Consider the following 20,439-nt stretch of genomic DNA (forward strand, 5'->3'; position numbering starts at 1 on the left):
CAGAGGCATCGGGTGGGGTTGAAGACGTGGTGGCGCCGCCGCGCTGGGGGCGGCGCTCCGGACGAGGCGGCGTACGTCGTACCCGCGCCGCCGACCGAGCAGGACATCCGGGCTGCGCTCAACCAGGTCTACGCGATGCTGCGTGAGGCCAATGCGCCGCCGGTGGTCGTCTCGCGGGTGGAGCGCATCGCGCGCACCATCAACCAGACCCTGCCGCGGATCAGCCAGCTCGGGCTCGGCAGCGAAGAGGGCTACTCGGTCGTGGCGACCGCGACCGACTACCTCCCCGAGGCGCTGCAGTCCTACCTCCGGCTGCCGCGCGACTGGGCCGACACCCGGCCGATCGACGGCCCCAAGACGGCACTGCTCATCCTGATCGAGGCGCTCGAGCTGCTCGGCGTGACGATGGACCAGATCCTCGACGCGGCCAACCGTGCCGACGCCCAGGCGCTCATCGCCCACACCCGCTTCCTCGACGCCAAGTTCGGCCACTCCTCCTCGGGCGGCCCCGACCTCACGCTAGGAACCCCATGACCTCCCTCGCCGACGCCCTCGACGCGCTCGTCGCCGCGGCCCGCAAGGCCGGGCTGGACGAGGCCGCCGCGCGTGCCGAGGGAGAGGCCGTCGCGGCCACCGTCTCCGAGCGCTCCCGCGGCGCCTTCGTCGACTGGTGCGCCCAGACCGGGCGCGAGCGCTCGGCCGAGGAGCACATGCTCGCCGCCAAGCGCGGCAACCGGTTCCGCGCCGGCCCGACCCCGCTGATGGCCTCGCTGCTGCTCGCCAAGTCGGCCGAGTCCGCCGACTACGCCGGCGCACTCGCCGACGTCGCGCTGGCCGGCTCGGCGCTCGGCGAGCCCGGCCCGGACGCCGTCGGCGCCGCCACCACGGTGACCACCGCCCAGCTCGGGGGCTCGCCGGCGTCCGCCTCGCTGACGCCGTCGTCCGCCGCGCCGGGCGCGTTCGACCTGCCCCCGCGCCAGCCGGTGCCGGGGCTCGGCGACCAGGTGCTCGACCAGGTGCGCCGGGTCGGAGACCAGGTCCGCCGCCAGCTCGGTGCCCTCAACGGCGCCGCGCCCGGCTCGTCGCCGGTGACCGACGAGCCCGCGGGCGCGGGCGACGCACCGCCCGCCGCCGACGGCGTCCAGACCCAGGCGGCCGAACCGGCCACCCCGCCCGCCGAGGAGGCGAAGCCCGACGAGCCGGTCAAGACGGTCGAGGAGCTCCTCGCCGAGCTCGACGCGCTGATCGGCCTGGCCGACGTGAAGGCCGAGATCCACCGCCAGGCCGCCGTCCTGCGGATCGAGGGGCTGCGCAAGAAGGCCGGCCTCGAGTCGCCGACCATCACCCGGCACCTCGTCTTCAACGGCAACCCCGGCACCGGCAAGACCACGGTCGCGCGCCTGGTCGCCGGCATCTACCGCGCCCTCGGGCTGCTCTCCAAGGGACAGCTCGTCGAGGTCGACCGCTCCGAGCTCGTCGCCGGCTACCTCGGCCAGACCGCCGCGAAGACCGTCGAGGTCGTCAAGTCCGCCGAGGGCGGCGTCCTCTTCATCGACGAGGCCTACTCGCTCTCCGGCGACCAGTACGGCAAGGAGGCGATCGACACCCTCGTCAAGGAGATGGAGGACAAGCGCGACGACCTCGTCGTCATCGTCGCCGGCTACCCGCTGCCGATGGCGATCTTCATATCCGAGAACCCCGGCCTCGAGAGCCGCTTCCGCACCACCATCGACTTCGCCGACTACACCGACGACGAGCTCGCCGCCATCTTCGCCTCCATGGTCGGCGCCGCCGACTACGACGCCGGCGAGCCGGTCCTGGCCCGGCTCCGCGAGATCCTCGCCGGTACCGAGCGCGGCCCCTCGTTCGGCAACGCGCGGTTCGTCCGCAACCTCATGGAGGCCGCCATCGGCCACCACGCCTGGCGCCTGCGCGACATCGCCGAGCCCACCCTCGACGAGCTGCGCACCCTGCTGCCCGAGGACCTCGCCTCCGACACCGACCTCGAGCCGCCCGCCGAGGTCCCCCCGACCGAGCCGGTCGACCCGTTCCCCGCCCCTGAGGAGGAGTCGTGAGCCAGACCGCCACCCCCCAGGCGGCCCCGCCGCCCCCACCGCCGTCCGCCGCCGTCGCGGCACCGGCCCCGGTGCCGGCCACCACAGCGGTCGCGCAGGCCGAGCCGTCGTACGTCGACACGCCGGCGCTGCTCAACCGCTGGCAGCTCATCGGGATGAGCGTCGCCATCGTCTTCGGGCTGGTCAGCGCGCTCGTGCAGTTCGTGGGCTGGCAGGCCGACGGGCGGGCGGCGGCCGACACCGAGCAGCTGCTGCGGGTCCAGGGCATCAAGACCTCCCTGCTCAGCGCCGACGCCACCGCGACCAACGCGTTCCTCCGCGGCGGGCTCGAGGACGCCGCGCAGCGCACGAAGTACGACGAGGCGATCGAGTCCGTGCTGAAAGGCATCGCCACTGCGGCCGACGCCCAGCCGGCCGACCGCGCCGCGCTGGAACAGCTCAACGTCAAGGTCACCGACTACACCACCGCCGTCGCCCAGGCCCGCGACAACAACCGGCAGGGCTTCCCGATCGGTGCCGAGTACCTCAGCGGCGCCAGCGTCGCGCTCCGTGCCGACGGCAACGCGATCCCGATCCTCGATGCGCTGGTGAAGTCCAACCAGCAGCGCGCGGAGGACGCGATGGGAGGCCAGCACCCGTTCTGGCTGCTGCTCCTCGGCGTCGTCGCGCTCGGCGTGCTCTTCTGGCTCAACCGCGAGCTGGCCCAGCGGTTCCGGCGGCGGATCAACAAGGGCATCGCGATCGCCGCGCTCATCGTCCTCGGCGTGACGCTGGTGACGGTGGTCGGCGCCTGGATCCGGGACAGCTCCAACGACAGCCTGCGCGAGGGAGAGTTCGCCAAGGCGGTGGCCGAGGCCGACGCGCGCACCGAGGGCAACGACGCCAAGGCCAACGAGAGCCTCCGGCTGATCAAGCGGGGCTCCGGCACGACCTACGAGGACAACTGGCAGGCCTCCGCCGACAAGGTGGCCGCGTCCGGAACCAGCTCGCTCAGCGACTGGAAGGCCTACGCCGCGACGCACGCGGACATCAAGAAGCTCGACGACGACGGCAACTGGGAGCAGGCGCGCAAGCTCGCCCTCGGGCAGAGCGTCACCGACTTCGGCAAGTTCGACGAGGCAGCCAAGGCGGCCGCGACGAAGAACGGCGACTCGGCGGCCGAGGACCTGCGCAGCGGGCGGTCGCTCGCGCTCATCCTGAGCGGGCTCACGATCCTGCTCGGCATCGCCGCATCGGTGTTTCTCTCCCGAGGAATCGGTGAGCGACGGAGGGAGTTCTCATGAGCCGGTCCCGGACCCTGGCCGCGACCCTGGCTGCCGCAGCCGTCCTGCTCGCCGCCTGCGGGTACGACGCGACGCCGGTGCCGAAGGCCCAGCCCGCCGAGCCGAAGGCGGCGTCCTCCTCGGAGCCGGTCCAGTGCGACAACCCCACGCAGTCCTACGCACCGAGCAACGACCGGGCCAAGGCTGTCGCCGAGCTGAAGAACAAGGGGCGGCTGGTCGTCGGCGTCTCGGGCGACACGTTCCAGATGGGCTTCAGCGACCCGGTCGACGGTGAGCTCAAGGGCTTCGACATCGAGTTCGCGAAGGCCATCGCCAAGGCGCTGGGGGTGACCCTCGACCTGCGCGTCATCTCGGCCGCCGATCGCACGGAGCTCCTCAAGAACGGCACCATCGACATGGTGGCGCGCAACATGACAGTCAACTGCGAGCGCTGGGAGCAGGTCGCCTTCTCGTCGGTCTACTACAACGCGACCCAGAAGGTCCTGGTCCGCAGGGACCAGGCCGCGAGCTACCAGGGCCCGGAGAGCCTCTCCGGCAAGAAGGTCTGTGCACCCACGGCCACGACCAGCCTCGCCCGCATCACCGAGGTCGCACCAGGCGCCGAGCCGGTCGGTGCCAGCAACCACACCGGCTGCCTGATCCTGTTCCAGAAGGGCGACGTCGACGCGATCACCGGCGACGACACCGTGCTGGCCGGTCTCGCCGCGCAGGACCCCTACGCGGTCGTGCCTCCCCAGCAGACCAAGCTCTCCGACGAGCCCTACGGCCTGGCCTTCAACGAGGACGCCGTCGACCTGGTCCGGTTCGCCAACTCGGTGCTGCAGCAGATGCGCACCGACGGCGAGTGGCAGGACGCCTACGCGACCTGGCTGAAGCCCTACCTCAAGGTCGACACCGCGCCACCTGCCCCCGCGTACGGCCGGTGACCGTGGACCTGGCCACCATGACCACCACCGCACCCACCGCTCCCGGCAAGCTCGGGGACGCGCTGGACCCTGCGGCGATCCAGGCCTACCTCGGCGAGCTCGACACCTGGCTCCGGGTACGACGCTCCGAGCTCGACGAGCTCGACCAGGCCGCGCTGGCGGCCGGTCGCGGGGGTGAGCTGGCGGGGGACATGTCGCTGGCGCTGGCGCTGTGGAAGGCGATCTCGGACCGCTACCAGCTGGTCTTCGCGACCTGGGACGGCGGCCGGGTGCTGCAGCAGGAGCGGGAGCGGATCTCGGCGCTGATCTGGGGCCGGCTCGACGGGGCGACCGAGCTGCCGGGTGGGCTGGCGGTGTCGCTGCCGGAGGCGGGGCGGCTGTGCGACGCGCTGACCGGGCAGCTGCGGAGCCGGCTGTCGCTGGTGCCGGGTGCCGACGCCCAGGCGGCGCGGATCCGGGAGCTGCGGGCGCAGCTGGAGCGGATCCGCGACCAGGTCGGGCTCGAGCCGGCGATCAGCCGCGACGGCGCGATCCAGCGGCTGGCCGAGCTGATGTCGCGGCTCGAGGGGATCACGGCCAAGGCCGAGCGCGGCGGCGACGTCGGGGGAATGCTCGGGCCGATCGAGACCGAGGCGACGACGTTCGAGCGCGACCTCATCGTCGGCAACGCCCGCCGCCGCGACGCGCGCGACCAGGTGATCTCGGCGCGCGAGCTGCGGGCCGACCTCGAAGCGCGGGAGGCGGCGCTGCAGAAGCTCGCCGAGACCTGCGTGGCGACCGTCGACCCGGCGCCGCGCTACGCCGTCCCGGACGTCGGCGCGCTCGGCCCGGTGCCGGTGACGCCCGACGCGATCGGCCCCTACCTGCAGCGGCTCGACCGGGTCTCGCAGGCGCTCGAGATCGCCCAGCACGCCTATGCCGCGGCGCTCGAGGAGCACCAGCAGCTCGTCGGCCTGCTCGAGGCGTACGTCGCCAAGGCGCGCGCCGCGGGCGTGGCCGACCACCCCGACCTCGCCGCGAGCGAGCAGGCCGCCCGCGCGGTCCTGGCCCGCTCGCCCGCACCGATGAGCGTCGCCCAGCAGCTCGTCACGACGTACCAGACCTGGTTGATCAAGGAGACCACCCCATGAGCACAGGTGCCTGCACCCAGCCCGGCTGCACGGGCAGCATCGTCGACGGCTACTGCGACGTCTGCGGCATGCCCGGCACCGGCGGCACGACCAGCCCGGCCGCCGCCGCCACTCCTGCCGCTCCCGCCAGCACGCCCGCGAGCGCGCTGACCGGCGTCACGGCGAGCACCTCGCCGCGCGCGGTCCCCGCGCCCAACGGCAGCCCCTGCCAGCAGCCCGGCTGCACCGGCAAGATCCTCGACGGCTACTGCGACGTGTGCGGGACGCCGGCCGTGCCGGGCGCCCGGGTCGCCGAGGCCGCGGCGATCGCCGAGTCCCAGCCGCTCTCGGGCCGCGAGGGCACGTCGGCGACGGCGGCCAGCCGGGTCCAGTCCGCGGCGATCGGCTCCAAGCGCGCCGGCGCGAGCGGGACGTCGTCCACGCGGCGCACCCGCACCGGCTCCCAGCGGATGCGCTCCGCGCGGCTGGGCGCCGGCCTGACCGTCGTCCCGCCCGCCCCGCCGGTCGACGCGGCCCGGGCGATCATGGCGAACCCCGAGGTCCCCGAGGAGAAGCGCAGCTGCGCCAAGTGCGGCAACGCGGTGGGCCGCGGCATCGACGGGACGCCCGGGCGCAGCGAGGGCTTCTGCCCCAACTGCGGCCAGCCGTTCTCGTTCACGCCCAAGCTGAAGCAGGGCGACCTCGTCGCCGGCCAGTACGAGGTGGCGGGCGCGCTCGCGCACGGCGGCCTCGGCTGGATCTACCTCGGCCGCGACCGCAACGTCTCCAACCGCTGGGTGGTCCTCAAGGGCCTGCTCAACTCCGGTGACCCCGACGCGCTGGCGGCGGCGATCGCCGAGCAGCAGTTCCTCGCCCAGGTCGAGCACCCGCTCATCGTCGAGATCTACAACTTCGTCACCCACGACGGCGCCGGCTACATCGTCATGGAGTACGTCGGCGGCAAGTCGCTCAAGCAGATCCTCAAGGAGCGGATGACCGCCAACGGCGGCGCCTACGACCCGCTGCCGGTCGACCAGGCGCTCGCCTACATCCTCGAGCTGCTGCCGGCCTTCCAGTACCTGCACGACCTCGGCCTGGTCTACTGCGACTTCAAGCCCGACAACATGATCCAGGTCGGCGACGCGATGAAGCTGATCGACCTCGGCGGCGTGCGCCGCATCGACGACGAGGAGTCGGCGATCTACGGCACCGTCGGCTACCAGGCGCCCGAGGTCGCCGAGGTCGGCCCGTCGGTCGCCTCCGACATCTACACGATCGGCCGCACGCTGCTCGTGCTGTGCATGGAGTTCCGCGGCTACCAGGGCACCTACCTGCACAGCCTCCCGCCGGTCGACAGCACGCCGCTGTTCCAGCAGAACGACTCGCTCTACCAGCTCATCGCCAAGTGCTGCGCGCCCGACCCGGCCGACCGGTTCGCGTCCGTCGACGAGATGCGCACCCAGGTGCTGGGCGTGCTGCGCGAGGTCGTCGCCCGCCGCCGCCAGGGGACGGCGAGCACGTCGGCGGCCTCGGTGCTCTTCGAGTCGCCCGCCACCGCGCGCCCGATCACCGGCTGGAGCCAGCTGCCCGCCCTGCGCGAGGACACCACCGACGCGCAGTACAGCTGGCTGAGCACCATCGGGGACGACGACCCGAAGCGCCGCCTCGCCGACCTCGAGTCCGCGCCCGAGGACACCGCCGAGGTCTGGCTGGCCCGGGCCCGCGCGGCGCTCGACCTCGGTGACCCGGTGCTCGCCAAGGGCCACGCGCAGCGGCTGCTCACCGACGACCCGTGGGAGTGGCGGGCGCTGTGGGTCGAGGGGCTCGCCGCCGTCCAGGCCGACGACTGGGAGACCGCGAAGGCCTCGTTCAACGCGGTCTACCAGCAGGTCCCCGGCGAGCTCGCGCCCAAGCTGGCGCTGGCGTTCGCCTGCGAGCGCGGCGGCCTGCCCGAGGTCGCCGAGGGGCTCTACCAGGTGTGCGCCTCGACCGACGCGGCCTACGTCCCGCCCGCGGCCTTCGGCATGGCCCGGGTCCGCGCCGCGCGCCAGGACACGGTGGGCGCGGTCGCCGCGCTCGACCTGGTCCCGACCACGAGCCGCGGCTACACCGAGAGCCGGCAGCAGAGGGCCGAGGTGCTGCTCACCGGCGGCGCGCACGACATCACCGTGCTCGACCAGGCGATGCGGACCATCGAGGCGTCGAGCGTCGACCAGCAGACCCGGCAGCGGTTCACCGTGCGGATCCTCACCGAGGCGCTGCCCGTGGTCAGCCAGCCCGGCGCCCCCGTCCCCGCCGGGACGACGATCGGCGCGGTCACCGCGACCGAGGCCGGCGTCCGCGACGGGCTCGAGAACGCCCTGCGGCTGCTCGCCCGCGACGCCGTCGACCTCAAGGAGCGGGTGAGCCTGGTCAACCAGGCCAACGCCGTCCGGAACTGGAGCCTCACGTGACCTGTCCCTCCTGCGGAGCGGCGCTCGCGCCGGGCGCGCGCTTCTGCGAGAGCTGCGGTGCCCCCGTCGGGACGACGGCGCCCGGGCCGGCCCCGGTCGCGGCGACGTCCGGGGACCACCCGCTCGGCGACGCGCCGATCAGTGCGCCGACCCGCAAGCCGGCCGGCACGCTGCCCGACCCGCCGGCGCCCGCGGGCCGCCGTCCCTGCACCGAGTGCGGGGGAGAGGTCGGCGCCGACCTCTACTGCCTCGAGTGCGGCACCAAGGCACCGAGCGAGCGCGACCACTTCGAGGAGCACCCCGCGTCCTGGGTGGCCGGCGTGTGCGACAAGGCGGTCCGGAAGAACCGCAACGAGGACGCCATGGCGCTCCTCGCGGGCGCCGAGCCGGGCTCGCGCGCGGTCCTCATCGTGATGGACGGCGTCTCGAACTCCATCGACTCCGACGTCGCCTCGCTGGCCGGTGCCCGCGCGGCGCGCGAGGTGCTGCGGGTACCGCTGCCGTCGGGGATGGGGACGCCCGAGAGCCGCGACGCCGCCGTCCGCAAGGTGCTGACGGCGGCCGTGGCCGCGGCCAACACCGCGATCGTCGCCGTCACCGACCCCGACTCGCCCAACCCGGCGTCGGCGACCTTCACCGCCGCCGTTCTCGAGGGCCGCCGGATCACCTGGGCCAACGTGGGCGACTCCCGCTCGTACTGGCTGCCCGACGCCGGCCGGCCGGTCCAGCTGACCACCGACGACTCGCTCGCCCAGGCCCAGATCGCCGACGGCATCGCCCGCGAGGTGGCCGAGTCCGGGCCGCAGGCGCACGCCATCACCAAGTGGCTGGGCCGCGACGCCGAGGACCTCACGCCGACCGTCGGCAGCCTCGAGGTCACCGAGCCCGGCTGGCTGCTCGCCTGCTCTGACGGGCTGTGGAACTACGCGTCCACGCCCGAGGAGATGCACGCTCAGGTCCGCGCCGCGGCGACGGCGGACCCGGCCGGCCCGGCCGACCCGGCCGCGCTCGCGCTGGCCCTCGTCGCCTTCGCCAATGCTGCCGGCGGCCACGACAACATCACCGCCGCCGTCGCCCGGGTCGATCTCGGGCAGAATGACCAGACCCCGACGCCCGCGCCCGCGGGCACCTCAGGAGGAGAGCCGAGCGATGGCTGAGTTCAGCGCCGCCGTCTACCAGAACGAGTTCCTGCCCGACGGCGGAACCGACGTCAACGCGATCGTCACGATCACCTGCCAGGGCGCCGGCACCGCCGGCCAGTCCGGGGCGGGCAGCGCGGGCGAGATCATCATCGTCGACACGTCCGGCTCGATGGGCCCGTCGACGATGGCCGCCGCCAAGGAGGCCGCCCAGGCCGCCCTGGCCGAGATCGTCGACGGCACCTACTTCGCCGTGATCGCCGGCGCCGACCGCGCCATGCTGGCCTACCCCCAGGTCTCCAGCGGCCCGGGCATGGTCCGGATGGACGCCCGCACCCGGCAGGAGGCCGCGGCCGCCATCGGCCGCTTCGTCGGCAGCGGCGGCACCGCGATCAGCACCTGGCTCGACCTGGCCGGCCAGCTCTTCGGCTCCGTCGCCGAGGTCACCCAGCGGCACGTGCTGCTGCTCACCGACGGCGAGAACCGGGAGCGTCCGGGCCGCCTCGACGACGCGATCAACCGCGCCACCGGCTACTTCCAGGCCGACTGCCGCGGCGCCGGCACCGACTGGCAGGTCGCCGAGATCCGCCGGATCGCCCAGGCCCTGCTCGGCACCGTCGACATCATCCCGCGCCCCGCGGAGATGAAGGCGCAGTTCGAGGAGATCATGCGCAACGCCATGTCCCGCGGCGTCGCCGACGCCTCGCTGCGGGTGTGGACGCCGCAGGGCGCCGAGGTGCTCTTCGTGCGCCAGGTCTCGCCCACGGTCGAGGACCTCACCAACCGGCGGACGCCGGTCAACCCGCTCACCGGCGACTACCCCACGGGGGCGTGGTCCGACGAGTCGCGCGACTACCACGTCGCGATCCGGGTGCCGGCCAAGGCGATCGGCCAGGAGCAGCTCGCCGCGCGCGTCCAGCTCGCCCTCGGCAGCGACGTCGTCACCCAGGCGCTGGTCAAGGCGACCTGGTCGGGCAACTCCGAGCTCACCACCCGGATCGACCAGCAGGTCGCCCACTACACCGGCCAGGCCGAGCTCGCCCAGATGATCCAGGAGGGCCTGGCCGCCAAGGCCGCCGGCGACGAGGCGACGGCGACCACCAAGCTCGGCCGTGCCGTCCAGCTCGCGGCCGAGACCGGCAACGACGAGGCGACGTCCAAGCTGCGCAAGGTCGTCGACGTCGACAGCGAGGAGACCGGCACCGTCCGGCTCAAGCGTGCCGTCGACAAGGCCGACGAGATGGCGCTCGACACCGCCTCCACCAAGACCACGAGGATCCGCAAGGAGCCCACCTCATGAGCACCTGCCCGTCCGGGCACGAGTCGGCCGCCGACGACTACTGCGACGTCTGCGGCCTGCCGATCCCGGCCGGCGGGGGCTCCGCCGCGCCGGCCGCGGCCCCGGCGGCCCCGGAGGCTCCCGCGGCGCCGGCGGCGCCCGCCGAGCCGACGACGGCCGCGTGCCCGAACTGCCAGGCGGCTAACCCGCCGAACGCGCTCTTCTGCGAGGCCTGCGGCTACGACTTCACGACCGGCTCGATGCCGCGGCCGATCACCCCGCCGAGCCCGCTCGCCCCGCCCACGCCGTCCGCGCTCGACCTCGACGCGCCCTCGGCCCCGGCGTCCCCGTCGGCCCCGGCGGCGCCCGAGCCGCCGGCGTCGGTCGCGCCGCCGCTGGCCGAGCCCTGGATCGCCGAGGTCTGGATCGACCCCGACTGGTACGCCGACCAGGAGTCCACCGACCCGCTGCCCTCCGCTGGCGTGCCCACCGTCGTCGCGCTGCGGACCACGTCGATCCTGGTCGGCCGCACCTCCCGCAGCCGCGGGATCCACCCCGACATCGACCTCGGCGCCGACAACGGGATCAGCCGGCGGCACTGCCAGCTGACCACCGACGGCACCCGCTGGTGGGTCGAGGACCTCGGCTCGTCCAACGGCACCTACCTCGGCACCGCCATCGGGCCGCTGCCCAAGGACCCGGTGCCGGCAGGCGAGAAGCGCGAGATCCCGCCGGACGGCCGCGTCTACCTCGGCGCGTGGACCCGGCTGGTGATCCGCCGGGCGCAGCCGGGCGAGGTCTGAGCACCGCCCCCGCCCCCGCCGTCCGCGCGCCGCGCCCCACCCGCTGTAACACGCTGTCCGCGTTGGTTCGCGCCACTTGTCGTTGCTTCCACGCCGTTGCAGACGGCGTGGAGCGACGTCAACCGCCGGTCAGCACGGTGGACAGCGTGTTACCCGACGACGGTCGCACCCCGCCGCGGACGCGCGCGGCAGCCCCGAGCCGGCTCAGCGGCGGCCGGCTCAGCGGCGCGTGGTTCAGCAGCGGCGCGCGCGGCTCAGCGGCGGGTGGCGATGAGCGCGGACGCGTCCGCGGCGACCATCACCTCGACGGTCGTGAACCGCTCGTCGGTGAGCCACTCCTCGCGCAGCGTGTCGACCCGGCCGCCGGTGATGGGCGGCCACATCTCGCACGGCACGAAGTCGTCGAGGACGACGATGCCGCCCGGCTCGACCAGGTCGGCGATCTTGTCGACCCCGACGGCCGAGGGGTCGCCCGAGTCGAGGAAGAGCAGCGAGAACGGGCCCTTGTCCATCAGCGTCGACCAGTCCGCGGCGAGGACGTCGACCAGGGCGTCGTCCACGAAGATCTCCGCGGCGGCCGCGGCGAGTTTGGGGTTGAGCTCGGCGGTGAGGATGCGCGCCTTGTCGTTGCGCACGCCCGAGCGCAGCCACGCCGTGCCGACGCCGCAGCCGGTGCCGAACTCGGCCATCGTGCCCTCACGGGTCGCGGCGAGGGCCGCCAGCAGGCGGCCGGTCTCGTTGCGGCAGAACGACACGTAGCCCGCGCGACGGGACACGTCGAACGCGCGGTTGACGACGTCGGGAAGCTCGGGGGGCGCGCTCATGCATCGAGTCTTACATCCGGTGTCTCAGATGCTGTGCGCCGGTCTCGTCCCATGGACGCGGCTCGCGACACTCCGCCATGCGAGACGGTGCTGGCCTCGTCGTCTCACCTGTCGTAGGATCTGTCCACCATGCGGAGCGCTCTTCTCGTAATCGTGCGCCGCGGCGAGGCCTGAGAGAGGCCACCTCGCCGCGGTGATCGCGGCGTTCCCACTATCGGCGCCCAGGCCGCTCGTCCAACTCGACAGTCCTGGCGCTTTCTCCGCAGAGCACCGCGACGGGCCCACCGGCCGGCATACCGCGTGATCCGCACCCCCGTCGCAGTCGACATCGTGAGACCCACGAGCTGACACCCACCCGTCGCGGTGGGAGGAGCCCAGGACGGCCGTACCCGTTCCTTCCTCCACCCGCGCAGCTCCTCCTCACGAAAGACACAGCGATGTTCACCTCGACCAGCAGCGACCGCCGCACGAACCCCACCGGCTACGCCTCCCGCACCGACGCCGGGACGACGGAGTGGGGCCCCGCCAAGCACAACCCCGAGCACCCGCTGCACCGCGATCTCGAGACCCTCGGCGCGGTTGACCTGCGAGACGGTGACGCCGGCCGTCCCGACGACAACTAACCTCGCCGTCATGACCGACACCTCCGCTGCCTCCTTCACGCCCGCGACCGGCCAGGTCGACCTCGCCGTCATCCCGGGTGACGGCATCGGTCCCGAGGTCACCGCCGAGGCGCTCAAGGTGCTCGAGGTGGCGGCGCCGGCCGAGCTGAAGTTCTCCCGCACCCAGTACGACCTGGGTGCCGAGAACTACCTCAAGACCGGTGAGGTGCTGCCCCCGTCGGTGCTCGCCGAGATCAAGGGCCAGGACGCGATCCTCCTCGGCGCGGTCGGCGGCAAGCCCAACGACCCGAACCTGCCCCCGGGCATCCTCGAGCGCGGTCTGCTGCTCAAGCTCCGCTTCGAGCTCGACCACTACGTCAACCTGCGCCCCTCGCGCCTGTTCCCGGGCTCGGTCGCGCCGCTGTCCGACGCGGTGCTGGGCAAGGGCGAGATCGACTTCGTCGTCGTCCGCGAGGGCACCGAGGGTCCCTACACCGGCAACGGCGGCGCGCTGCGCGTCGGCACGCCCGCCGAGGTCGCCACCGAGGTCTCGGTCAACACCGCGTACGGCGTCGAGCGCGTCGTCCGCGACGCCTTCGAGCGCGCCCGCAAGCGGCCCCGCAAGAAGCTCACCCTCGTCCACAAGACCAACGTGCTGGTGCACGCCGGCCAGGTCTGGTGGCGGCTGTTCGAGAAGGTCGCGGCCGAGTACCCCGACGTGACCACCGACTACTGCCACATCGACGCGGTGATGATCTTCCTCGCCACCGACCCGCAGCGCTTCGACGTCATCGTCACCGACAACCTGTTCGGCGACATCGTCACCGACCTCGCCGCGGCCATCACCGGCGGCATCGGCCTCGCGGCCTCGGGCAACGTCAACCCCGACCGCACCGCGCCCTCGATGTTCGAGCCCGTGCACGGCTCGGCGCCCGACATCGCGGGTCAGCTCGTCGCCGACCCGACCGCCGCGATCCTCTCCGGCGCGCTCCTGCTCGACCACCTCGGCCACCCCGAGGCCGCCGCCCGGATCGAGGCGGCCGTGCTCGCCGACCTCGAGGCGCGCACGCCCGGTCAGCAGCGCCGGACCCCCGAGGTCGGCGACGCCATCGCCTCCCGAGTAGCCGGCTAGCCCGCCTTCGGAGACGCTCCCCTCCGAACGCGGGCAGATGCCCCCTGCCGACCCGCGTTAACGAGGACTAACCTGATGACCATGCAGATCACGACCACGCTCTCTGCGCACCCCACCGACGACGCCCGCCTGGCGGAGATCCTGGCGAACCCGGGGTTCGGGTCGCACTTCTCCGACCACATGTTCACCGTCGAGTGGACCCCGGAGCAGGGCTGGTACGACGCCCGCATCACGCCGTACGGCCCGATCACGCTCGACCCCGCGGCCGCCGTCCTGCACTACGCGCAGGAGACCTTCGAGGGGATGAAGGCCTACCGCCACGACGACGACTCGCTGTGGCTGTTCCGGCCCGAGGCCAACGCCGAGCGGATGATCCGCTCCAGCCACCGGCTCGCCCTGCCGGTCCTCGAGGTGCCCGACTTCCTCCAGGCCGTCGAGGAGCTCGTCAAGGCCGACGCCCGCTGGGTGCCCGGCAACCCCGACGGCGGCGAGAAGAGCCTGTACCTGCGCCCGTTCATGTTCGCCTCCGAGAAGTTCCTCGGGGTGCGCCCGGCCCAGCACGTCACCTTCATGGTGATCGCGAGCCCGGCCGGCGCCTACTTCAAGGGCGGCGTCAAGCCGGTCACGCTGTGGCTGACCGAGGAGTACACGCGCGCCGGGCGCGGCGGCATGGGCGCCGCCAAGACGGGCGGCAACTACGCCTCGTCGCTGGTCGCCCAGCAGGAGGCCTACGCCCAGGGCTGCGACCAGGTCGTCTTCCTCGACGCCCAGGAGGGCACCTACGTCGAGGAGCTCGGCGGGATGAACATGTACTTCGTGTTCGACGACGGCTCGATCGTCACGCCCGAGACCGGCACGATCCTCGAGGGCATCACGCGCTCCTCGATCATCGAGCTGGCCGGCAAGATGGGCCACCACGTCACCGAGCGGAAGTTCGGCATCGACGAGTGGCGCGAGGGCGTGGCCAGCGGCCGGATCACCGAGATCTTCGCCTGCGGCACCGCGGCGGTCGTCACCCCGGTCGGCGCGCTCAAGTGGGCCGGCGGCGAGACGCCGGCGCCCGCGAGCCAGGACCTGACCATGCGGATCCGGCAGGCGCTCGTCGACGTCCAGCTCGGCCGGGCCGATGACACCTTCGGCTGGATGCGCAAGATCGACTGAGCCCACCTGCCTCGTAGGGTCGCGGCATGGACTCCTACCTGGACGCGCGGATCGCCAAGCTCGAGGAGCACGTCAACTGGCTCTACCGGCAGGCCGGGCACACCCCGCCCTACTCGGTCCCGGCCGCGGGGGCAGCGGCGCCCGGGCCGCTGCGACCGTCGGAGGAGGTGCTGGCCTTCATCCGCGCCGACAAGGTGGTGCACGCGGTCAAGCAGTACCGGCGCGAGACGGGCGACGGGCTGCGCGAGGCCAATCGGGCGGTCGAGAGCTTCGTCGCCGAGTATCGCGCGGGCCGGCTGCGCTGAGCGCCGGCGCGATCCGGGCCGCGATCTCGGCGGCGTGGGTGAGGGCCAGGCCGTGGTCGGCGCCCGCCACGACGACGTCCCCGGCGCCGGGGAACCACGCCCGGACCTGACGGCGCACGGCGGCCCACCACGGGCCGCTGCCGTCGGCGCCGACGTGGAGCACCGGGCAGCGCACCCGGGCCGCGTCGGCGTCCCCGAAGGACCAGGCCAGCAGCGCGGGGAGGTCGGCGTCGAGGAAGGTCGCGGCGTCCCGGCGCATCTGGTCGCGGGCGCCGGGGACCTGCGCGTCGAGCGCGGCCCACCACGCGGGCGTCCCGAGCATCGCCCAGAAGGCGTCGAGCGCAGCCTCCACCCCGGCCTCCCGGCGGACGGCGAGCAGCCCCTCCACCGTCGCGACGAACTCGGCGCGCGCTGACGGAGCCAGCAGCGGCGGCGGCTCGACCAGCACCAGCCCGGCCACCCGCTCGGGGTGGTCGGCGGCGAGCTGGAGGGCGACCGCCCCCGAGTAGGAGTACCCGAGCACGTGCGCCCGCTCGTGGCCCCGCGCGTCGAGCAGCGCGAGGCAGTCGGCGACGTCGCCCGCGATCGAGGGGGACCCCGCGGCGGGTCCGCTGCCGGCGTACCCGCGCCGGTGCGGGACCAGCCGCTCGCAGCCGTCGAGGACCGGCTCGCGGGCGAGGGGGAGAAGCTCGTCGGCGGTGAGCCCGCTCTGGACGAGGAGCAGCGGCGGTGCCCCCGCACCCAGGCGGTGCACCTCGAGGGCCGAGCCCATGGTCCATGGTGGCACGCATACTGGCCCCATGGTGCACCCCATCATGTTCTCCGACGACGATCCCGGCCTCGCCGAGCTGCGCGGGATCTGCCTGGCCCTCCCCGGAGCGGAGGAGAAGGTCAGCCACGGCCGGCCGACCTTCCGGGCGGGCAGGATCTTCGCGGCCTTCGGCGGGAGCGAGAAGATCCGGCCGGGGGAGCACCGGAGGGTGCCGAGCGCCTTCATCTTCACGCCCGACGACGTCGACCTGCCGGCCATCGACGACGACCCGCGGTTCTTCGTCCCCGCCTACTACGGCCCGTACGGCGGCCGCGCGATCGACCTCGCCGGCCCCGGCGTCGACTGGGCCGAGATCGCGGAGCTGGCCGACGCGTCGTACCGCCGCGTGGCGCCGAAGCGCCTCATCGCCGAGCTCGATGCCCGCAGGTAATCTCAGGGCGTGACGACCCGACCCGACAGCGGCGTGCCCACCCAGGTGGGCGCCTACCTGCTGCTCACCAAGCTCGGTGAGGGCGGCATGGGCATCGTCCACCTCGCCCAGGGTCCCGACGGGCGCCGGGTCGCGCTCAAGGTGCTGCGCCACCAGATCGTCGGGGACGACGAGGCGCGCGGCCGGCTCGCGCGCGAGGTGAGCTCGCTGACCCGGGTCCGCAGCCCCTGGGTCGCCGAGATGCTCGCCGCCGACCCGTGGGCCGACGTGCCCTACGTCGTCACCCGCTACGTCCCCGGCCTCTCGCTGCACGACCACGTCGCCGCCGAGGGCCCGGTCGTCGGCAGCGACCTGCACTGGCTGGCCGGCTGCCTGGCCGAGGGGCTCGCCGCGGTGCACGCGGTCGGCGTCCTGCACCGCGACGTCAAGCCCGGCAACGTCCTCATGGAGGGGCGCACGCCGATCCTCATCGACTTCGGCCTGGCCCGCGTCGCCGACGACATCCGGCTCACCCAGACCGGCTGGCTGCTCGGCACGCCGGGCTACCTCGCCCCCGAGATCCTGTACGGCGACGAGGCGACCCCCGCCGCCGACGTCCACGCCTGGGCGGCGACGGTCGCCTACGCCGCGAGCGGGCGCGCGCCCTACGGCCGCGGGCCGGCGATGGCCGTGATGGACCGGACGCGTCGGGGCGAGCACGACCTGTCCGGGATCGAGCGCCCGCTGGCCGACGTCCTTGCGGCCGCGCTCCACCCGGACCCGCTGGCGCGCCCCCTGCTCGACGAGATCCTCGCCTGGCTGCGCCCGCTGAGCACCCGGCCCGAGCTGCCGCGAGTGGCGCCCCCGGGCGGGCTGTTCGCGCCGCCCCTCGAGGCTCCGGACCCGGCCGACGAGCCCGACGACTTCACGCTGCCGCTCGCGCTCGCCGCCCAGGCCGGCGCGGCGCCGGGCCCGGCCGCACCGGTCAGCGTCGCGCCGCCGACGCCGGTGCTGACGCCGCCGACCGTGCCGGGACCGGCGTACCCGCCCCCGGCTCCCGCAGCGCCGGTAGCGCCGGTAGCGCCGGCCGCGCCCGCAGCGCCCGCCACCGTCGCGCCCGGCGACGCGGTCACCCGGATGGAGCGCGAGTTCGACGAGGCCTGGGGCGACCAGGCCGGCGACCCCGGCGACCCGTTCGCGCCGCAGCCCCGCCCGCCCCTGGGCGAGCGGCTGCGCCGCTGGACCGCCATCGGCTCCGGCGCGCTCGCACTCGGCGCCGGATTCGCGGCCGCGCCGTGGGTGGCGCTCGCGCTCGTGGTGCTCGCCGTGTGGCTGCTCCGCGCAGGCTCTCTCGCCGCGTCGGCGGTCGCCCAGCGCCGTACCGTCCGCGGGGTCAAGTGGTACGACGGCCTGCGCTGGGCCTTCTCCAGCCCCTGGCACGGGCTGCGCGCGGTCACCGGCACGGTCGTCCTCGTCTCGTGGAGCGCCGGCCTCGGCCTGGCCGCCGGCCTGCTCGGCTACGCCGTCCAGCTCGACGTGCCGTCCACCCTCCTCGCCTGCGGCGCGACCGTCGGCGTGGCGCTGTGGTCGGGACCGGGCGGCAGTCGGTTCCGCGGCCCGGTCGCCCGGGCACTCTTCCCGCTGTGCCGCCGGCCGCTGCCCTGGGTGCTGACCTGCGCGGTGCTGCTCGGGATCGCCGCGCTGCTCGCGGCCCTGGTCGCCGGCAACGACGTCTCCTGGGTGCCCTGGACCGGCGGCCCGTTCGGACTCTGAGATCACCGTCTCACCGATCCGTGGCAGACTAGGGCCCGTGACCACCTTCATCACGATCATTACCTAGCGCGTCCGACCACCGTCGGACGCGCCAGCCTCTCGTTGTCGGGAGGCTTTTGTTTTGCCCAGGTGACGCACCAGCGAGAGATCACGATGACCCAGCAGCTCGACCTCCACGGCTCCTTCCACGTCTACGACACGACGCTGCGCGACGGCGCCCAGCAGGAGGGGCTCAACCTCTCGGTCGCCGACAAGCTGACGATCGCGCGCCAGCTCGACGGGCTCGGGGTGGGCTACATCGAGGGCGGCTGGCCGGGCTCGAACCCCAAGGACACCGAGTTCTTCCGGCGCGCGGCGCTCGAGCTGGACCTCCAGCACGCGCGGCTCGCCGCCTTCGGCTCGACCCGCCGGGCCGGCGTCAAGGCCGCCGACGACCCGCTCGTCGCGGCCCTGCGCGACAGCGGCGCGGGCGTCGTCACGCTCGTCGCGAAGTCCCACGTCGGGCACGTCGAGAAGGCGCTGCGCACCACGCTCGACGAGAACCTCGCGATGATCCGCGACACGGTCTCCCACCTGCGCGCCGAGGGGCAGCAGGTCTTCCTCGACGCCGAGCACTTCTTCGACGGCTACCGCCTCGACCGGTCCTACGCGCTCGAGGTCCTCCGCACGGCGTACGACGCGGGCGCCGACGTCATCGCGCTGTGCGACACCAACGGCGGCATGCTGCCGGGCTGGGTCTCCGACGTCGTCCACGACGTCATCGAGGCGGCCCAGGTCCGGGTCGGCATCCACTGCCACAACGACACCGGCTGCGCCGTGGCCAACACGCTCGCCGCCGTCGACGCCGGCGCGACGCACGTCCAGGGCTGCATCAACGGCTACGGCGAGCGCACCGGCAACGCCGACCTCGTCAACGTCGTCGCCAACCTCGAGCTCAAGCTCGACAAGCAGGTGCTCCCGCCCGGCCTCCTCTCCGAGGCCACCCGGATCGCCCACGCCGTCGCCGAGGTCACCAACGTCCCGCCCGCCTCGCGCCAGCCGTACGTCGGCACCTCGGCCTTCGCCCACAAGGCCGGCCTGCACGCGAGCGCGATCAAGGTCGACCCCGACCTCTACCAGCACATGGACCCCGCGGGCGTCGGCAACGACATGCGCCTGCTCGTCTCCGACATGGCCGGGCGCGCCACCATCGAGCTCAAGGGCCGCGAGCTCGGCTTCGACCTGTCCGACTCCCCGGAGCTCGTCACCCGGGTGACCCAGCGGGTCAAGGAGCTCGAGTCGCAGGGCTACACCTTCGAGGCCGCGGACGCCTCGTTCGAGCTGCTGCTGGTCGAGGAGGCCGAGGGCCGGCGGCCGTCGTACTTCGAGGTGGAGAGCTGGCGGGTCATCACCGAGACGCTCACCCACGCCCAGCCGGGGGAGGAGGCGGTCTCCGAGGCGACCGTGAAGCTCCAGGCGGCCGGCGTCCGCTATGTCGTCACCGGCGAGGGCAACGGCCCGGTCAACGCGCTCGACCAGGCGCTGCGCTCGGCGATCGTGCAGGCCTACCCGGAGATCGCGAAGTTCGAGCTGATCGACTTCAAGGTCCGCATCCTCGACCAGGGCCACGGCACCGACGCCATCACCCGGGTGCTCATCGAGACCACCGACGGCGCCACGCAGTGGGTCACCGTCGGCGTCGGCGCGAACGTGATCGAGGCGTCGTGGGAGGCGCTCGTCGACGGGCTCACCTACGGTCTGCTGCGGCACCACCGGGACTGATCGGCGGACCGACGACCCGGCGCACCAGCGACTCCCAGCCCGCGAGCACCCGCTCCTCGCTCATCCCGCTCGGTCCCATCTGCTGGCGCAGGACCGAGATGTTGAGCGGCGCGATGAGCGCGCCCGCCAGGTAGTCGAGGTCACCCGGGGTGCCCAGCTCGGTGAGCAGCAGCCGGACGTGGAGGGTGGCGAAGCCGAGGACAGCGTGGTTCTCGCCCCAGGTGCGGCCGGCCGCCTCGATCAGGGCGGCCTGCTCGAGGTGCAGGCGCATCCGGGAGGCACCGAAGGCGAGCAGCCGGTCGAGCGCCGGCGCCCCCGGCCCGAGCGGCGGCGGGCCGCTGATCACGCCGGCCTGCCAGACCCGCTCGCGGTGGTCGAGCAGGGAGGCCATCAGGCCCTCGCGGCTGCCGAAGCGCCGGAAGACCGTGCCCTTGCCCACGCCGGCGCGGGCCGCGACGGCGTCCATGGTGATGCCCGCGACGCTGCAGCCCTCGATCAGCTCGGTCGCCGCCTGGAGCAGTGCCTCGCGGTTGCGCGCCGCGTCGGCGCGCTCGGCGGGCGGCGCGCCGGTCAGCAGCGGCAGGGGCTTAGACATGGTTCGCCAACTGTAGGTGGGGGTGCCGACACCGGCGG

General features: G+C 73.7%; 19 protein-coding genes. 16 read left to right on the top strand and 3 right to left on the bottom strand.

Translation table 11 applies throughout. From position 1 onward, the window contains the following. The first annotated feature begins 12 nt into the window (after nucleotides 1-12). Genes BM223_RS07250 through BM223_RS07295 form a run of 9 tightly spaced genes read left to right on the top strand, consistent with a single transcriptional unit; the run spans nucleotide 13 to nucleotide 11,067 of the window. Nucleotides 13-534, top strand: coding sequence for a hypothetical protein (locus BM223_RS07250; RefSeq protein ID WP_082003725.1), 522 nt, complete (start codon nucleotides 13-15; stop codon nucleotides 532-534). Further along, nucleotides 531-2,075, top strand: a complete 1,545-nt coding sequence (locus BM223_RS07255) for an AAA family ATPase (RefSeq protein WP_052138868.1) — start codon at nucleotides 531-533, stop codon at nucleotides 2,073-2,075. Before BM223_RS07250 ends, BM223_RS07255 begins: the two co-directional genes overlap by 4 nt. Beyond that, nucleotides 2,072-3,358: a hypothetical protein gene (locus BM223_RS07260; protein WP_052138867.1), complete on the top strand. Its 1,287-nt coding sequence runs from the start codon at nucleotides 2,072-2,074 to the stop codon at nucleotides 3,356-3,358. Before BM223_RS07255 ends, BM223_RS07260 begins: the two co-directional genes overlap by 4 nt. Continuing rightward, nucleotides 3,355-4,284, top strand: a complete 930-nt coding sequence (locus BM223_RS07265) for a glutamate ABC transporter substrate-binding protein (RefSeq protein WP_038680503.1) — start codon at nucleotides 3,355-3,357, stop codon at nucleotides 4,282-4,284. Before BM223_RS07260 ends, BM223_RS07265 begins: the two co-directional genes overlap by 4 nt. A 17-nt stretch (nucleotides 4,285-4,301) precedes the next feature. Beyond that, the gene (locus BM223_RS07270; protein WP_038684920.1) at nucleotides 4,302-5,414 is read left to right on the top strand and encodes a hypothetical protein; all 1,113 of its coding nucleotides are present in this window, start codon (nucleotides 4,302-4,304) and stop codon (nucleotides 5,412-5,414) included. Then, on the top strand, nucleotides 5,411-7,846 hold the full coding sequence (locus tag BM223_RS07275; protein WP_038680500.1) for a serine/threonine-protein kinase: 2,436 nt from the start codon (nucleotides 5,411-5,413) through the stop codon (nucleotides 7,844-7,846). Before BM223_RS07270 ends, BM223_RS07275 begins: the two co-directional genes overlap by 4 nt. Continuing rightward, the gene (locus BM223_RS27845) at nucleotides 7,843-9,003 is read left to right on the top strand and encodes a PP2C family protein-serine/threonine phosphatase (RefSeq protein WP_082003724.1); all 1,161 of its coding nucleotides are present in this window, start codon (nucleotides 7,843-7,845) and stop codon (nucleotides 9,001-9,003) included. Before BM223_RS07275 ends, BM223_RS27845 begins: the two co-directional genes overlap by 4 nt. Continuing rightward, entirely contained in the window at nucleotides 8,996-10,285 is a 1,290-nt protein-coding gene (locus tag BM223_RS07290; protein ID WP_038680498.1) for a vWA domain-containing protein, read from the top strand. Before BM223_RS27845 ends, BM223_RS07290 begins: the two co-directional genes overlap by 8 nt. Beyond that, a complete protein-coding gene (locus BM223_RS07295) occupies nucleotides 10,282-11,067 on the top strand; it encodes a double zinc ribbon and FHA domain-containing protein (protein ID WP_038680496.1) in 786 nt (261 codons plus the stop codon). Before BM223_RS07290 ends, BM223_RS07295 begins: the two co-directional genes overlap by 4 nt. 254 nt (nucleotides 11,068-11,321) lie before the next feature. Here the strand turns inward: BM223_RS07295 and BM223_RS07300 are convergent, their stop codons facing one another. Next, the gene (locus tag BM223_RS07300) at nucleotides 11,322-11,891 is read right to left on the bottom strand and encodes an O-methyltransferase (protein ID WP_038680494.1); all 570 of its coding nucleotides are present in this window, start codon (nucleotides 11,889-11,891) and stop codon (nucleotides 11,322-11,324) included. 437 nt (nucleotides 11,892-12,328) lie between these two features. Here BM223_RS07300 and BM223_RS07305 point away from each other — a divergent pair, with 437 nt between their 5' ends. The 4 genes from BM223_RS07305 to BM223_RS07320 all read left to right on the top strand — a co-directional run bounded on the left by BM223_RS07305 (nucleotide 12,329) and on the right by BM223_RS07320 (nucleotide 15,091). Next, nucleotides 12,329-12,514: a hypothetical protein gene (locus BM223_RS07305; protein ID WP_038680492.1), complete on the top strand. Its 186-nt coding sequence runs from the start codon at nucleotides 12,329-12,331 to the stop codon at nucleotides 12,512-12,514. 10 nt (nucleotides 12,515-12,524) lie between these two features. After that, nucleotides 12,525-13,625: a 3-isopropylmalate dehydrogenase gene (locus BM223_RS07310; RefSeq protein ID WP_052138866.1), complete on the top strand. Its 1,101-nt coding sequence runs from the start codon at nucleotides 12,525-12,527 to the stop codon at nucleotides 13,623-13,625. Nucleotides 13,626-13,706: 81 nt separating this feature from the next. Further along, on the top strand, nucleotides 13,707-14,786 hold the full coding sequence (locus tag BM223_RS07315) for a branched-chain amino acid aminotransferase (protein ID WP_200887186.1): 1,080 nt from the start codon (nucleotides 13,707-13,709) through the stop codon (nucleotides 14,784-14,786). A gap of 26 nt (nucleotides 14,787-14,812) precedes the next feature. Beyond that, nucleotides 14,813-15,091 (top strand): hypothetical protein, encoded by a 279-nt coding sequence (locus BM223_RS07320; RefSeq protein ID WP_075018493.1) that lies wholly within the window; start codon nucleotides 14,813-14,815, stop codon nucleotides 15,089-15,091. On the opposite strand, the gene BM223_RS07325 is transcribed toward BM223_RS07320, so the two are convergent. Continuing rightward, complete coding sequence (locus BM223_RS07325) at nucleotides 14,994-15,863, bottom strand: alpha/beta fold hydrolase (protein WP_052138865.1); 870 nt, start codon at nucleotides 15,861-15,863, stop codon at nucleotides 14,994-14,996. The genes BM223_RS07320 and BM223_RS07325 overlap by 98 nt on opposite strands. 28 nt (nucleotides 15,864-15,891) lie before the next feature. Here BM223_RS07325 and BM223_RS07330 point away from each other — a divergent pair, with 28 nt between their 5' ends. The 3 genes from BM223_RS07330 (at nucleotide 15,892) to cimA (ending at nucleotide 19,806) form a co-directional block, all read left to right on the top strand. Beyond that, nucleotides 15,892-16,293, top strand: a complete 402-nt coding sequence (locus BM223_RS07330) for an MmcQ/YjbR family DNA-binding protein (RefSeq protein ID WP_038680488.1) — start codon at nucleotides 15,892-15,894, stop codon at nucleotides 16,291-16,293. 9 nt (nucleotides 16,294-16,302) lie between these two features. After that, nucleotides 16,303-18,045 (top strand): serine/threonine-protein kinase, encoded by a 1,743-nt coding sequence (locus BM223_RS07335; RefSeq protein WP_052138864.1) that lies wholly within the window; start codon nucleotides 16,303-16,305, stop codon nucleotides 18,043-18,045. 153 nt (nucleotides 18,046-18,198) lie between these two features. Further along, nucleotides 18,199-19,806: a citramalate synthase gene (gene cimA, locus BM223_RS07340; RefSeq protein WP_038680486.1), complete on the top strand. Its 1,608-nt coding sequence runs from the start codon at nucleotides 18,199-18,201 to the stop codon at nucleotides 19,804-19,806. On the opposite strand, the gene BM223_RS07345 is transcribed toward cimA, so the two are convergent. Further along, entirely contained in the window at nucleotides 19,772-20,401 is a 630-nt protein-coding gene (locus tag BM223_RS07345; RefSeq protein ID WP_038680484.1) for a TetR/AcrR family transcriptional regulator, read from the bottom strand. The two genes, cimA and BM223_RS07345, sit on opposite strands and share 35 nt — an antisense overlap. Between the last annotated feature and the right edge of the window lie 38 nt (nucleotides 20,402-20,439).

It is taken from the genome of Pimelobacter simplex, from assembly GCF_900114845.1.
In the GTDB taxonomy this organism is placed as follows: Bacteria; Actinomycetota; Actinomycetes; order Propionibacteriales; family Nocardioidaceae; genus Nocardioides; species Nocardioides simplex.

Excerpts from the sequence above, each read along its gene's own strand:
- BM223_RS07255 (WP_052138868.1), top strand. The coding sequence starts at position 531 with ATGACCTCCCTCGCCGACGCCCTCGACGCGCTCGTCGCCGCGGCCCGC.
- BM223_RS07265 (WP_038680503.1), top strand. The coding sequence starts at position 3,355 with ATGAGCCGGTCCCGGACCCTGGCCGCGACCCTGGCTGCCGCAGCCGTC.
- BM223_RS07270 (WP_038684920.1), top strand. The coding sequence starts at position 4,302 with ATGACCACCACCGCACCCACCGCTCCCGGCAAGCTCGGGGACGCGCTG.
- BM223_RS07275 (WP_038680500.1), top strand. The coding sequence starts at position 5,411 with ATGAGCACAGGTGCCTGCACCCAGCCCGGCTGCACGGGCAGCATCGTC.
- BM223_RS07290 (WP_038680498.1), top strand. The coding sequence starts at position 8,996 with ATGGCTGAGTTCAGCGCCGCCGTCTACCAGAACGAGTTCCTGCCCGAC.
- BM223_RS07295 (WP_038680496.1), top strand. The coding sequence starts at position 10,282 with ATGAGCACCTGCCCGTCCGGGCACGAGTCGGCCGCCGACGACTACTGC.
- BM223_RS07300 (WP_038680494.1), bottom strand. The coding sequence starts at position 11,891 with ATGAGCGCGCCCCCCGAGCTTCCCGACGTCGTCAACCGCGCGTTCGAC.
- BM223_RS07305 (WP_038680492.1), top strand. The coding sequence starts at position 12,329 with ATGTTCACCTCGACCAGCAGCGACCGCCGCACGAACCCCACCGGCTAC.
- BM223_RS07310 (WP_052138866.1), top strand. The coding sequence starts at position 12,525 with ATGACCGACACCTCCGCTGCCTCCTTCACGCCCGCGACCGGCCAGGTC.
- BM223_RS07315 (WP_200887186.1), top strand. The coding sequence starts at position 13,707 with ATGCAGATCACGACCACGCTCTCTGCGCACCCCACCGACGACGCCCGC.
- BM223_RS07320 (WP_075018493.1), top strand. The coding sequence starts at position 14,813 with ATGGACTCCTACCTGGACGCGCGGATCGCCAAGCTCGAGGAGCACGTC.
- BM223_RS07325 (WP_052138865.1), bottom strand. The coding sequence starts at position 15,863 with ATGGGCTCGGCCCTCGAGGTGCACCGCCTGGGTGCGGGGGCACCGCCG.
- BM223_RS07330 (WP_038680488.1), top strand. The coding sequence starts at position 15,892 with ATGGTGCACCCCATCATGTTCTCCGACGACGATCCCGGCCTCGCCGAG.
- cimA (WP_038680486.1), top strand. The coding sequence starts at position 18,199 with ATGACCCAGCAGCTCGACCTCCACGGCTCCTTCCACGTCTACGACACG.
- BM223_RS07345 (WP_038680484.1), bottom strand. The coding sequence starts at position 20,401 with ATGTCTAAGCCCCTGCCGCTGCTGACCGGCGCGCCGCCCGCCGAGCGC.